The sequence below is a fragment of the Psychrobacillus sp. FSL K6-4046 genome (assembly GCF_038624605.1).
Taxonomy (GTDB): domain Bacteria; phylum Bacillota; class Bacilli; order Bacillales_A; family Planococcaceae; genus Psychrobacillus.
In genome coordinates, this window is sequence record NZ_CP152020.1 from 1,758,479 (window position 1) to 1,772,242 (window position 13,764).

The 13,764-nt window shown below is 34.8% G+C and carries 14 protein-coding genes; 10 read left to right on the forward strand and 4 right to left on the reverse strand.

Annotated elements, in window-relative coordinates; genetic code table 11:
• Positions 1-7: 7 nt before the first annotated feature.
• Positions 8-508, forward strand: coding sequence for an NUDIX domain-containing protein (locus MKY09_RS08600; protein WP_342568074.1), 501 nt, complete (start codon positions 8-10; stop codon positions 506-508).
• A 42-nt stretch (positions 509-550) separates the two neighbouring features.
• Here MKY09_RS08600 and MKY09_RS08605 read toward each other — a convergent pair whose 3' ends face one another.
• Complete coding sequence (locus MKY09_RS08605; RefSeq protein ID WP_169357994.1) at positions 551-835, reverse strand: hypothetical protein; 285 nt, start codon at positions 833-835, stop codon at positions 551-553.
• 190 nt (positions 836-1,025) lie between these two features.
• Here MKY09_RS08605 and MKY09_RS08610 point away from each other — a divergent pair, with 190 nt between their 5' ends.
• Entirely contained in the window at positions 1,026-2,261 is a 1,236-nt protein-coding gene (locus MKY09_RS08610; protein WP_169358173.1) for a HAMP domain-containing sensor histidine kinase, read from the forward strand.
• 135 nt (positions 2,262-2,396) lie between these two features.
• Positions 2,397-3,176: a class I SAM-dependent methyltransferase gene (locus MKY09_RS08615; protein WP_342568075.1), complete on the forward strand. Its 780-nt coding sequence runs from the start codon at positions 2,397-2,399 to the stop codon at positions 3,174-3,176.
• Here the strand turns inward: MKY09_RS08615 and MKY09_RS08620 are convergent.
• Positions 3,173-3,667, reverse strand: coding sequence for an N-acetyltransferase family protein (locus MKY09_RS08620; RefSeq protein WP_342568076.1), 495 nt, complete (start codon positions 3,665-3,667; stop codon positions 3,173-3,175). The two genes, MKY09_RS08615 and MKY09_RS08620, sit on opposite strands and share 4 nt — an antisense overlap.
• A gap of 163 nt (positions 3,668-3,830) precedes the next feature.
• Between MKY09_RS08620 and MKY09_RS08625 the strand changes: the two genes are divergently transcribed.
• The 5 genes from MKY09_RS08625 (at position 3,831) to MKY09_RS08645 (ending at position 7,357) form a co-directional block, all read left to right on the forward strand.
• The gene (locus MKY09_RS08625; protein WP_342568077.1) at positions 3,831-4,244 is read left to right on the forward strand and encodes a MarR family transcriptional regulator; all 414 of its coding nucleotides are present in this window, start codon (positions 3,831-3,833) and stop codon (positions 4,242-4,244) included.
• Entirely contained in the window at positions 4,244-5,440 is a 1,197-nt protein-coding gene (locus MKY09_RS08630; protein WP_342568226.1) for an MFS transporter, read from the forward strand. The genes MKY09_RS08625 and MKY09_RS08630 overlap by 1 nt, the downstream gene beginning before the upstream one ends.
• 171 nt (positions 5,441-5,611) lie before the next feature.
• Positions 5,612-5,980 (forward strand): cupin, encoded by a 369-nt coding sequence (locus MKY09_RS08635; protein ID WP_342568078.1) that lies wholly within the window; start codon positions 5,612-5,614, stop codon positions 5,978-5,980.
• Entirely contained in the window at positions 5,977-6,780 is an 804-nt protein-coding gene (locus tag MKY09_RS08640) for an aminoglycoside adenylyltransferase domain-containing protein (RefSeq protein ID WP_342568079.1), read from the forward strand. The genes MKY09_RS08635 and MKY09_RS08640 overlap by 4 nt, the downstream gene beginning before the upstream one ends.
• Positions 6,770-7,357 carry a protein kinase gene (locus MKY09_RS08645; RefSeq protein ID WP_342568080.1) on the forward strand — a complete coding sequence of 196 codons (588 nt, stop codon included), beginning with the start codon at positions 6,770-6,772 and terminating at the stop codon, positions 7,355-7,357. The genes MKY09_RS08640 and MKY09_RS08645 overlap by 11 nt, the downstream gene beginning before the upstream one ends.
• Positions 7,358-7,431: 74 nt before the next feature.
• Here MKY09_RS08645 and MKY09_RS08650 read toward each other — a convergent pair whose 3' ends face one another.
• A complete protein-coding gene (locus MKY09_RS08650) occupies positions 7,432-8,289 on the reverse strand; it encodes a manganese catalase family protein (protein WP_251552974.1) in 858 nt (285 codons plus the stop codon).
• Positions 8,290-8,662: 373 nt separating this feature from the next.
• Between MKY09_RS08650 and MKY09_RS08655 the strand changes: the two genes are divergently transcribed.
• On the forward strand, positions 8,663-10,660 hold the full coding sequence (locus tag MKY09_RS08655) for an AarF/UbiB family protein (protein WP_298466592.1): 1,998 nt from the start codon (positions 8,663-8,665) through the stop codon (positions 10,658-10,660).
• A gap of 65 nt (positions 10,661-10,725) precedes the next feature.
• Here the strand turns inward: MKY09_RS08655 and MKY09_RS08660 are convergent, their stop codons facing one another.
• Complete coding sequence (locus MKY09_RS08660; RefSeq protein ID WP_298466595.1) at positions 10,726-12,360, reverse strand: ABC transporter substrate-binding protein; 1,635 nt, start codon at positions 12,358-12,360, stop codon at positions 10,726-10,728.
• Positions 12,361-12,457: 97 nt separating this feature from the next.
• On the opposite strand from MKY09_RS08660, the gene MKY09_RS08665 reads away from it, so the two are divergent.
• The gene (locus MKY09_RS08665; protein ID WP_251552977.1) at positions 12,458-13,687 is read left to right on the forward strand and encodes an MFS transporter; all 1,230 of its coding nucleotides are present in this window, start codon (positions 12,458-12,460) and stop codon (positions 13,685-13,687) included.
• The last annotated feature ends 77 nt before the right edge of the window (positions 13,688-13,764 follow it).

Here is a 13,764-nt window from a genome sequence, read left to right on the forward strand (position 1 = left end):
CAAATAGATGACTCATCAAACTACAGTCGTATGGGGGCAACATCCCGTAAGGTTAAAGTGGCAGCGTTCCAAATTAATAGGAAACAAAGACACAGTAACAAGTGTACACGGATGCTGCTTTCACGAAGGAAAAATATTATTAGTTAAAGTGAAAAAGAGGGGATTTAATCTACCTGGAGGGCATATAGAAGGAAATGAAACTCCAGAAGAAGCATTACATCGAGAGGTCTTCGAAGAGGGCTCTGTAAAAGGTAAAGCTACTTATATAGGGGCTATTGAGGTAAATCATGAAGAAAATCCTTACTTTGACCCAAATGGAAAGTATCCTATAATTGGTTATCAATTATTCTATCGGCTGGATATAGAAGAATGCCATACCTTTCAGCGGAAACACGAAACGACCACACGTATTTGGATGGAACCTGAAGAAGTTCCTTATGTTATTGATGATCATGATATAATTCATTCTATTATCGAAGAAGCAAAGATGGTTAAGTCTGTAGACTAATTGAAAAACCTCAAAGCATATATGCTTTGAGGTTTATGTGTATTAGTTAGCTTCTGTATCACTTTCAATATCTTCTGTCTCAGTACCTTCAGTTTCAGTAGAGGTAGTGTCATCAGTACCATCAGTTCCTGTAGTACTGTCTTGATCATCTTGAGTATCTACTTCGCCTTCATTTTCAGAATCAATTCCTGTATCATTTTGTCCATCATCTTCAAAAGTCGGATCCTCTACTTCGATATCATTGATATCATCGTCTCCATCACCACATGCTCCTAATAGTAATGCTGAACTTAAAACTATTGGTAAAGCGAATATTCTTTTCTTCATTTTAAATTCCTCCATTCATAGTTGGTAAAGTTTTTTCTAGGCCTACTTTATGTCTACCTCATATTTTTAACTTTAAACTTTATTCTTGAATCAATTTGAAAATAGCAAAATTTTAATATGAAAGACTTGGTAATATATATGCTATAATTTATATTTGTGTATATGGAAGAAGCTCCGAGGAGGACCATCATTGCTGCAAACATTTTTGATCAATATATTATTTATAACTTTACCTGTTCTGCTATTTGTTATCTTTATAGATAACTATAAGGGTAAAAAAAATTTATTTTATTATATATTTTCTTCTATTGTTTCTATGTTTTTGTGTATGATTTATCCAATAAGGTTAGAATTAGGTTTTACAGTAGATTTAAGATATATTCCGTTTATTACTCTGGCTTTATATGGCGGCTATAAGCAACTGTTCCCTTTATACATTACGTTAAATATTGTACGTTTCTTTGTTGGTGGAGAGGGAATTTTTCAGTCGTTTATTTTTTCAACATTGGCTTTTATTATTATTCCACTGGTGCATAAAAAGTTTATTAGCCTAGCTCCTAAAAACAGAATAATTACAGGTATAATAGTAGTATTAGTAAACGGTTTGACTTACTTAATTTCGTTATCCACCTATTTTGAAACACTGACGTTAGAATATTGGAATGTTGTTGGTTACGTTATTATTACTTATGCAGTTATTATGCTATTTAATATGATTATGATTGAAAAGATTCTGTCCAATATTAAACAGCGAGATAACTTTCTTCGTTCTGAGCGATTGCATGTGATGAGCGAGCTATCAGCATGTGTATCACATGAAATAAGAAATCCACTTACCGTAACAAATGGTTTTTTACAATTGTTAAGTGTTTCAAAGGATATTACACCAAACGACAAAGTTTATATAGAATATTCTCTAAAAGAGTTGAATAGAGCAGAAAGTATTTTAAATGATTATTTAGCATTTGCTAAGCCACAATCCGTCCATATGGTTCACTCTACTATGGAAGAGGAGCTCGTATATGTAAAAAATATTATGATGCCATTTGCTAAATTTAACGAAGTGGAAATCATTCTTGAGTTTCAGAACACAGCGAAGATTAAATTTGACTCCAATCAAATGAAACAATGCATTATTAACTTAATAAAGAATGGTGTTGAAGCGATGAAGGGCAAGGGGGGGATTCTTCTTGTCCAAGCTGTACAACTAGGAAAACACCTTGTTATTACCATTAAAGATCAAGGGATTGGGATGTCTTCAGAAGAAATAAGTCAGTTAGGGAAGCCTTATTACTCGAATAAAAAAGAAGGAACTGGTCTTGGTATGCTGATGGTTTATGGGACAATCTCCAAGCTAAAAGGAAATGTAGAAGTAAAAAGTAAGAAGGGTAAAGGAACGACATTTACTCTGACTATACCAGTTTAAAAGGAAGTGCTAAATATTAGTGCTTCTTTTTTTAGTATAGAGTCACTTCCCTTTAGGTAAGCTCAACTTTTAGTATCACTATAAGCAGCCTGGAGTTTTAGATGTGCACAATGAACAATATAGGGAGGGTATTTTATGGCATTATTAAATCCAACACTGTTAGCAGAATGGATCGAACCTCATTCATTCGAATGGTACAACCAGCTTGGGAAACAACAAGGAGAATATGCTTATTCATGGAATTCTACTATTTTAAAACCTAATGGAGAAATTCTTTTCGATGAGGAGGTTAAAAAAATGATTGCGTCTAAAATAGTATTAGATGTTGGTTGTGGTCATGGAGAATTTGCTATCGAATGTAGCCCTATTGCAAAAGAAATAGTAGGATTTGATGTAACTAACCTGTTTATTGAACAGGGAAAAAGAAAAAAGCCTGAGAATGTCTCGTTCGTACTAGGTAGCACGAAAAAAGAGTTGCCCTTTTCAGAGGATGAATTTGACTGTGCATATATTCGGAAAGGGCCCACTTCGGGATATCTTGCTTTGACGAAAACCATAAAAAAAGGTGGAACTGTACTCGGATTGCATCCTGGTGATGATATGGACAAGGAACTGCCTATTTTATTTCCAAATCTCTTTCAAGCCAAGTTACCAAGAGATTCAACATTGAAGGCTATACAAGAAAGATTAAAGACAGCGAACTTTGAGAAATGGGAAATCGAAACGGTTAGCAATATAGAAATACTACACAGTCCTATGGATATCATAAATAAAAGATGTTTTGGACAGCATCCAATCGTGACAGAGAAAATTATAAATGAAAACTTAAAAGAGATTACGGAGATTTTTGGTTTCCATGAGACGAATGGCTTACCTATAACGAACTCTTACTATATTGTTCGGGCAACTGTTTAATCGTTACCAGTGAACTTGCTTCTTCGTTCTAAAAGTAAGTTATCTCTCCATTCTCCATTATGCTTTCCAATTCGCTCTCGATATCCCACCACTCTAAATCCGTTTTTCTTGTGAAGTTCTATACTAGCCTTGTTTTCTGGAAATATACTTGCCTGTAGCATCCAATAGCCTTGTTCTTCTGAACTAGCGATCAATTTTCCAAGTAACTTATTTCCAATTCCTAGACCGATTGCTTTTGGATGAACGTAAATACCTACTTCCCCAACTCCTGCGTAAACAGCCCTGTATGAAACAGGGCTAAGTCTGCACCAGCCTTTTACCGCTTTATTATGTAGCATGACGAAAGTACATAGCTTGTCCGCTTTTGAAATCCATTGTTCATATGAAGATGGGGCACTCGTCTCGAAGGTTGCGTTACCAGTAGAAATACCTGCTTCATAAATATACTTGATTTGCTCCCAATCTTTTTCGTTTGCTAGCCTCATTTCCATAGATACTCCCCCCTTATAAAAAATATAATTATTTGAATGGTAAATGGCAAGAAATGTTTTCTTTACAAACATAATTTAAACGTTTAAAATTAGTTAGCCTAACTAACTAATTTTAAACGTTTAAAATTAGTTAGCCTAACTAACTAATTAAGGAGGAAATGAAATGCAACCTTTTTTTACTACTCTAAAATTGATTTCTCGACCATATAGTAGCAAAATGCATGATTTATTGATGCCTCTAGGCTTAACAGAAATACAGTGGGGACTGATACGTATTTTGCAAGAAGAGGGACCTTCAACCTTTACGGATGTAGCAGCTTATTGGAGAGTAGAAAAGCCGTCCGTAACTCCGATTGCTCAAAAGCTAGTAGATCAAGACCTAATCTACATAGGTACAGGTCAGGATAAGCGACAAAAAGTAATGCATTTAACAAGTCTAGGTGTTTTGAAATATAAGGAGGCTAAATTAATAGTAGAAGCCTTTCAAAGGGACTTATTAAAAGGTATCACGGAAGAAGAAAGAAAAATTACAGAACGAGTATTAGAAAAGCTACTTGTTAATATAAAGGGAAGATGATGGCAGTGATAAAAGAAAAATTATGGACAAAGGAATTTCTTTTCATTTCCTTGATCAATTTTATAATTACTTTAATGTTTTACTTATTAATCGTTACGATTGCTTCTTATGCTCAGTCAGAATATGGAGCAACTACTAGCACAGCAGGTCTAGTATCAAGTATTTTCATAATAGGGTCTTTAATAGGCAGATTAGGGGCAGGTAGAGTTATAGGGAATATTGGGACCCAAAAAACATTGTGGATAGGACTATTATTTTTTACTATTACATCTGCCTTATATTTTGCGACTTTTAATATCGGACTTCTTATTGTTAATAGACTACTTCAAGGGATTGCTGTTGGTATTGCAGGAACAGCCACCGGCACGATTATTGCTCAAATCTTACCGAATACTCGTAAGGGAGAAGGAATAGGGTACTACAGTTTAAGTGCCATATTAGCAACAGCTATAGGGCCATTTCTAGGTATTCTATTATTAAAAATGGAAGGTGGGTTCCAATGGATTTTTGCTATGAATGTAGTGCTTTCGGTTGTGTGCTTAATCATCTACGCGATTGTAAAAATAGAAGTGCCATTACCTAAATTTCCAAATCAAGATATGGAAAAAAGCTCATTTATATCGAAATTTATAGAGCCTAGAGCTATGCCTATCTCTTTTGTGGCATTATTAATCGGATTTAGCTATTCTGGTGTCATGTCCTTTTTATCCTTCTATGCTGATGAGATAAATCTAGTATCTGCAGCAAGTTATTTCTTTTTAATTTATGCTATAGTCGTTATTTTTTCTCGTCCTTTTACAGGAAAGCTGATGGATACTAGAGGAGCTAATATTGTAACGTATCCTTGTTTAGTTTTGTTTGCTATCGGTATGTTTTTATTCAGCCAGGCAACTGCTGGGTGGATGCTTTTACTTGCAGCAGCACTTATTGGGATCGGTTATGGTAACTTTAATTCAATTGCTCAAAGTGTAGCAGTGAAGGTAACTCCACCACATCGATTTGGTCTTGCTACATCCACTTATTTCATTTTATATGATATTGGATTAGGAGTAGGTCCATTCCTATTAGGCTTCGTAGTACCTTATAGCGGTTATCGTCCTATTTTTCTTTCCATGGTCTTTTTGATACTAGTTTGTATTCCTATTTATTACCTACTGCATGGTAGAAGAGACAAAGAACTTTTAAAAATATCCTGAATGAATTTACTTAAAAGGAACTAATGTATTTTGTTTATAATAAATGGAATTGAATCAAGTCTAATAAACCCTTTGAAGGTATTACAAAACTTCAAAGGGTTTTATTATGTTAAATAAGAAGGGAAATTTGTCTTTAGAATGGAATAAAAGTAGTTATGGAGGAGTGCCAAAATGAAAATATTCCGTTTTGATCAACAGGTTGGACAGAAAATCCATCATTACAATTCGAATTTCATCATGTCTAAAGTAACTAAAATAGGAAGTGAGGCTGTAATAGGCTGTATGCATTTGGAGGAGAATGGTGTTATCGGATTTCATAAAGCCGTTAGGCCCCAGCTATTATTAATTGTTAATGGAGAAGGATGGGTAACCGGTAAAGAACAAACGAAGATTCAAGTAAGAGCTGGAGATGCGGTTTTCTGGGAAAAGGGAGAGGGACACCAAACGATGACAGATACTTTTTTAACTGCCATAGTAATAGAGGCAAAGGAACTGAAACCAGAGGAATTTATGCCATTGAAAGAGGTAGCTAATCGATGAAGTGGGATGATGCTACAGATCAAGTCAAAGAATTTACCATACAAGTAATAGACGAAATTCAAACGGTGATAGGTGATAATAGTGTCGGTTTTTATATACACGGATCTCTAGCTTTAGGAGGGTTCAATCCGTTAAGTAGTGACATAGATTTATTGGTAGTAACAGAAAAAGCCTTATTATTACACGAAAAATTAACATTAACCGAGTTTTTCTTAAAATCGTCAAAAAAACCTTTCCCAATAGAAATTAGTTTCATGAATAGAAGCCAGCTGGAAAAATGGGAGTATCCATCAGCCTATGATTATCATTATAGTGAGTACTGGAGAGAAAGATACGAGGAAAATAGAAAGCAATGGCTTATAGATGAGAATAGGGATGCAGATTTGGCTTCTCATATCACGATCATTAACTACAAAGGTATATGTCTTAGAGGTGAATCTATAGAGGTTGTATTCCCGAATATTCCTATGACCGATTATATCGATTCAATTTTGGGAGACTATAAGGACTGTTTGAGTAACATAGAGAAAAAACCAGTTTATTGCATACTAAATATGTTAAGAGTATACCATTATTTAACGGATGGTACTATTTTCTCTAAAATGGAGGCTGGTAAGTGGGGAGCAACATATTTACCTAAAAAGCATAGGTTGCTAGTGAATCTTGCGATAGATATGTATATAGGGGAGAGTTCTGATTTACAATTTCAGACGGAAAGATTAGGAGCATTTAAAGAGTATATTAAAGAAGAAGTAAACACTTTACTATCCTTAAGGGCAGGTAGAATAGATGAAAATTAAAGATATATACATAGAGCTCTGTGTGGAAGAAAATTTTATCGGTATTGGTTCTACTCGCAATGTATATAAATATAATGATATAGTGATTAAAAGATTTCTACATCCAATAGGATATAAACAAGGGGTTAACGAGCAATATATGTATGAATTCTTGGAGAAAGAGGGCTTGGCAGAACACGTAGCAAGGGTAACGTATTTAGATAAACAAATACTTATACAACCTTATTTTAAATCTCTACCATTGGAAAATGGGTGTTCGTATGAAATTGATCTTATCCATGATAGTCGTTTAACGGATGACCTGAAGAATGAAATTCTTCTTATTGACTCAAAGTTAGATGGTTTAGATTTTTTGGATAGCGGAAATTATGGATTAAATGATAAAGGCAATTTAATATTAATTGATTATGGAATGACAAAAAAACTGTATGTAAACGAATGGGTGCCCTTAGCAGAGTCAGGTATATTACTACAGATATTTTTTAATGAATGTGTAACCTGTGGTTTGAAAAAAGAGCTAATTATGTATGGCGATTGGGACTCAGACTACCGCTGTGTCCAGTGTGGAAAAGAATAGGCCGAGTATAAACTAATAAAAACAGACTATAAACAAGCTTGGATGTACCATGTTTGTTTATAGTCTGTTTATGATTATTTCAAGTCTTCAGCTGGCAATGTATTGTGTAAGGAAGGAGGAGCAGGACTTAAGACTGGTTTTTCACCGAAAGCCTTTCCTTGATCATACGAGAAAGGATGTCCATCCGGAGCATTTCCTTTTAACCATGGTAATTCTGCACTGTCTTCACCTTCTGAATGATTATAAAGCGTATGAGAGAATTCAGTTGCTTCCCATTCTGGTGGTACAGTTGTTGGACAAATAACTCCACCTTCAGTTGCTTCTAAATCTTTAATAGCTGCGAGCCATTGATTTTGGTGCATTGTGTCTCGAGCTAACAGGAAGGAAAGCATATCCTTAACTCCCTTATCATCTGTCATACCGTAAAGACGAGCAACTTGTAAACGTCCTTGAGACTCTGCCATTACATTATGACGCATATCTGCTAACAAATTACCACTCGCAACGATATAGCCTGCATTCCAAGGAACTCCTACTGAGTTAACTGGCATTGCACCTAATCCTGATACAATTGCGTGCTGAGGATTCATACCTTCTACTAATACATCCTTAGGGCTCATCCCACCCATTATCGCACCGATAAGTGGATTTGCAGCGCCTTTTTCTTGCTCTGTAACTGGTGCACCTTCTAATAATCTAGCTACCATTGTAGCAATCATTTCAATATGCCCCAGCTCTTCCGTACCTGTATCCATTAGCAAATCTTTATATCTTTCATTTCCTCTAGTATTCCATCCTTGGAAGAGGTATTGCATGGCAACACTCATTTCTCCAAATTGACCACCAATAATTTCTTGTAAATGTTTTGCCAATACTGGATCTGGCTTATCTGGTACCGCATGGAAACTTAATTCTTTTTTGTTAAAAAACATAAGATAAAAACCTCCTTAAGTTTTACTGATTACATTCTAAAAATTACCCACGCTAATTTAAGTGAAACTTCCATCTTTGAAAATAGTAAAAAAATACCATTGAAGAAATGCGATATTTAGTTAATGCAGCTTATATCAACCGAAATTTTTAGTGGAAAATATATAGGAAATGTATTGAGAGTTTTTTTGATTGTCAATTAAGGGTTTACTCAAAAAAAAGATAAAAAATTTCTCTTTTATTTATTGAATTCATATAAATAATTGAGTTGTACTGTTATTCTCTATTAAAAATTTAATCAATAATAAGATTAATAATAAGTAGAAAAGGGGAATGTATAACTAAAATAGAAAGAAAAGAATAGGGGGGACTTTTTTGATATATGTAAAATTAATTGGACAAATAATCTTAATTTCTTTATTTATTTATTATGTGAGTGGCAAATTAATGGGTTCACAAATAAATTTTATGAAAAGAGTGCTTTCTGTATTTATAAGCTTAGTATTTACGCTATTTGTTTACTGGTATTCATATTTACAGAGCGTTGATGTTTTTTCGGAGAACTTTGCTTATTCATTTATGGATGTGAGTACTATTATATGGATTGGTAGCATGCTATTAATATCCATGCTGTTATATTTGTTCTTTGAGCTATTTAGTCCAATGGATTCAGGAGAGCGAAAAGAAAGTGGAATAAAACCTAGGCCGTTTCTTTTGAGGATAAGAAATCAATGGAGAGGGCAAAAAAGGATGCGACAAGTCATCCAAATTGCTGTGAAAAATGGTATTTCAAGAGCAATGAAATACTCAAGGTACAGAAATAATGATCATGAAATGGCTATTGCTTTTCGGAATACGTTGGAGCAGGCTGGTGGAATATTTATTAAATTTGGTCAGGTGCTTTCCACTCGTCGAGATCTATTTTCTCCGGTATTTATTAAAGAGTTAGAAAAGCTACAGCAAAACGTAGAACCTTTGAAGGAATCAGAAGTAAAATCTATACTTGAAAAGTCTTTGCCGTATAAAATGGAGGTTATGTTCTCTTATTTTGACATGATTCCAGTAGCTTCTGCATCAATTGGTCAAGTACATAAAGCAATCTTAAAGGATAATAACCAACAGGTTGTTGTTAAGCTTTTGCGACCTGATGTTAAAAGTATGATAAGAGATGATTTAAATATATTGCTAGAGTTTGTTCGATGGCTAACAGATAAATCATCTTGGGCTGCGCGACTCGGCCTATGTGAACTAGCCTTAGGATTTGCACAAAATTTGAAGGAAGAAGTAAATTTCGAAATTGAAAAAAGAAATGTTTTACAAATTAAAAAAGCGCTAGAGGAGAGTAAATACGAAGTTAAGATTCCTCATGTTTATGCTGAGCTTAGTAATGACTGTATCATCGTTTTTGACCATGCGTACGGTCAAAGTGTTGCAAATGGAGATTCTTTGTTTCAATCACTGAACATCGATCGAGAGCAATTTGCTCGCACAGTTTTATATTCCTTTTTTGATCAAATATTAAATTCAGGGATATTCCATGCCGACCCTCACCCAGGGAACATATTCATCGATAAAGCAGATGGAACGCCAATATTGCTAGACTTTGGTGCTGTTGGTAGATTGGCAGAGCCCCAACAAGAAGGTATGAAGATATTTTTAATGGGGATTCAACATAATGATGCCGACATGCTTTATGATGCGATTACTTTACTTGTAGAAGATCACGAGCATATCGATAGGGTCAAAATGGAACAGGCGCTTTCGCAAATCCTTCTTCGCATATCGTATGTGGAACAAATACCAACAGAAGAACTAATTCAAGCCTTCTTTAAAGTTGTTAGAGATTTTGGACTATCTTTTTATCCTTCGGTTGGTATAGCTTTACGTTCTATTGTTACACTAGAGGGCACTTTACATTTAGTTCAACCAAATTTTGATATTTTTACAGAAGCTAAGGAATATTCTTCACATTACTTGAGTTCTCTCTTTAAGAAACCTTTCAGAGATCCAGGTGCTACAAAAGAGCGACTAGAGGAAGAATTCGCCTTAATGATTCCTGCTTTACGAAAAATTCCAAGACGAGTCGATAAGCTAGTTCAAAAAGTGGAAAGTGGAAAAATAATATTACACCATGATATCTTTTCCGACAAAAATAATGCTGAATTCGTAACCAATCTATTTTCTCGTTTTATATTATTACTAGTTGGAATCACTTTTGGAATTATCTCTTCCTCACTACTAGCTATTGCTCAATTCATTGATGCTGTTTATGCAGTCTATTTAAATGCTGCTGCCTTTGTAGGACTATTTCTGTGTGCCGTGTTATTAGTGCGACTATCCATACAAGCGATTCGTTTAATGAAAAGACGTTAATTATTGACTGAAGACAAACTAAAAGTTGTCTTCAGTTTTTTTTATAAAGTATAAAACATCATTCCTTAATCTAATGGAATATTAGGCTTTACCCATAGTTTAGAATAATCCACAAAACCAAAATGCTTGATCTTAATGTTCATTAAGTCAGCAGAAAAAGGGATATGCCGTTTTGAATAATATAAAGGACAAACCAACGAATCTTCTATTAGCATACGGTCTATTTCTTTATTAAGAGCTGTCCATTCTTCAAATGGAGTAATGGCGTATTCCTTTAATTTGTTTTGGTATTTCTTTTGTCCTTTTAATACAGTGGCTAATGGGGAATAGCCATTCATAAGAAAATGAAAAAAAGAATAATTTTGATTCATCTCAAAGATTTCTCCATGTATATATAAGTCAGTTTTAGGGTTTAATTCCCTATTTAATAGATTGTCTTTAAAGGAAACTGTAATAATATCAACGGGAATGCCATTCTTAGTAAGTATTTCTTTTAACCAGTGTGAAGATTTGTTAGTGTATTTTACTAGTTTTAATATAATAGGTTTCTTGAACTTCGGTCGAGGTATGTTATGTAATTCATACGGTGTACTTATTCCAATTAAGCATCCTTCTTCATTAGGTAAAAGTCTATCATCCGCCGTATTTATCTCGTGCCGGTATTTCGAAATAATATAATGAAGATAGTGTCTTTGGTCTATATCTAATTGAGGACTAATCAAAACTACCCCAAAGCCTGAGTCACTTTCAATGGGAAAATAGGTTTGCTGATTGGAGGACGTGCGATATACATTTTCGAAATCCTCCGGAACTTGAACAAACTCTATTGTATCTAAAAGAGGTCTTTCACCGTAAAAGTCTTTAAATGCGACTAATGTAGTAATGGATGGACCATTTTCCTCTACATAGTAGCAGCCTGTCCCATAAACAAAGTCTAAATGCTCCTTATAAATACTGGCATTCATGCTTCCTAGAAGCTGCAAGCAGTAGCTACAACCTGCAGGATATGTAATATCAACTATCAGGGGAGTAATTGCCTCTATTTGTTTAATTGGCTCGCAGAGCAAACGAAATTGCGGATCATCTTTAAGTTTCCGAAGGCAATTTACAACATCTTCTGCAGTGAGAATGGATCCGTCATGAAAAGCAATATCTTTTTTTAAGTAAAGACGAAGCTTCGAGTCTGTCATATCCCAGCTATGACTAAGCTCTGGAGATACTATTCCGCTTTCATCAACAGAAACTAGACGATTGTATACTGTAGCAACAATATTAGCGCTATGTGAGTCTGCTGCTTTCAGTGGATGAAGTGTGAGAAAAGGATTTTTCCTTGGAACAATAAGCTTATCGTTTATTTGTTGTTCAAAGCCAAGTTTGTTTTGGAATTTTTTCATTAGTCTTTGTCGACATTCTGTCGACCAGTCAAACATTAAGTATTTGCTACTTATTTCTGCACTTTCATGTTCTAAAATCTGCATGACTTGCTCCTCGAAACAAGCCTCTACATTTTTTAACCACGTTAACTGGGAGGAATTCCCTCTACCTTTACCAGAAATAAATTTTATCCATCCTTCTGAAGACCATCTTTGTAAATATCGCTTTGTTTGCTTAGTGCTGAAGCCTATTATAGTTGCAATTTCTTCCTGCTTTATATTGCCAGAGGGAACAGTGTTCCAAAGGGTTAATAATGAGCGATCCATGTCATACACCTCTATAAGTGGACAACTTTTGCCTATTTGTCCATTTTTATATTAAAAAGTCTAGTTTAATATACTAAATACAGAGGAGGAGTACAACATGAAATGGAAAAACTACCCACAAAATATTAAGGTCCGATTGATTACATCTTTTTTTAATAGGGCAGTTTCATCTGCTGTTATGCCTTTTATGGCATTGTTCTTTGCTCAAGAGATGAGTAAGGTCTGGGCTGGTTTATTTTTAATAGGTACAGTATGTGTAAGTTTTTTTATCAGTCTAATTGGAGGATATATTTCTGACCGCTTACCAAGAAAGGGTTTATTAGTAATTACATCTCTCTTAAGTGGGTGTATGTTCGTTTGCATGACCCTTAGCTTGCTACCTAAATCTAATATCATTTGGATGTTTGCAATCGCTTATACGCTATATATTATTACAAGCAGTTTAGGGAGGCCTGCAATGCATGCAATCATCATCGATTCTACTTCTCCTGATAATCGAAAAGAAGTATATGCGCTGGATTACTGGCTTACCAATTTGTCAATGGCTATAGGGGCTGCATTAGGGGGATTACTATATTTAAACCATCAGATTGAATTGTTTATGTTACTCTCTTTTACCTCTTTATGCCTTCCAATCGCATATAAAATTTGGTTGGTGGATGGACATAATAAGCTTTTAGAAAAGCAGCACAAAAACGTTTTTATTGATCTCATACATAATTATAAAATTGCCTTTCAAGATAAACCGTTCGTCCAGGTAGTCGTTGGATCCATGTTCATTTTTGCTGCCGAGTTTTCTTTAAACAGCTATATAGGTGTAAGGCTAGCGGAAACTTTTCAGTCGGTCCAAATAGGAGATTTCGAGCTTGCCGGAGTTAGAATGCTAAGTTTACTTAATATAGAAAACATGCTTTTAGTCGTTTGTTTGACTTTTTTTATCAACAAAATAACGGATCGTTTCAGCAATAAGCGTGTATTGCTAGTGGGGTTAGCATTATATAGTATTGGATACATAACGATAACATCTGCCAATACATGGTATATACTTATATTCTTTAATTTAATTGCTACGGTTGGTGAGTTGATATATTCACCTGTAAGAAATGCCGAGCAAGCAAATATGATACCCGCAGACAAAAGGGGATCTTACTCCGCATTTTCTAACTTCTCATTTAGCGGAGCAGACTTAATCGCTCGCTCCACGATTATTATCGGGGCATTTTTAGTACCGACCATGATGTCTGTATATATTGGAATTATCCTTATGATTGGGATCGGTTTATTATACACTGGTTTATTCATGAGGAAGCTAACGGTAGTTGTTTAATCTATTTTTCTCCCGTTTGAAATTTGTTTATGAGTCCTTAAAAGTATTTAAAGCGAGTAAGCGGACGTTAACTGGTC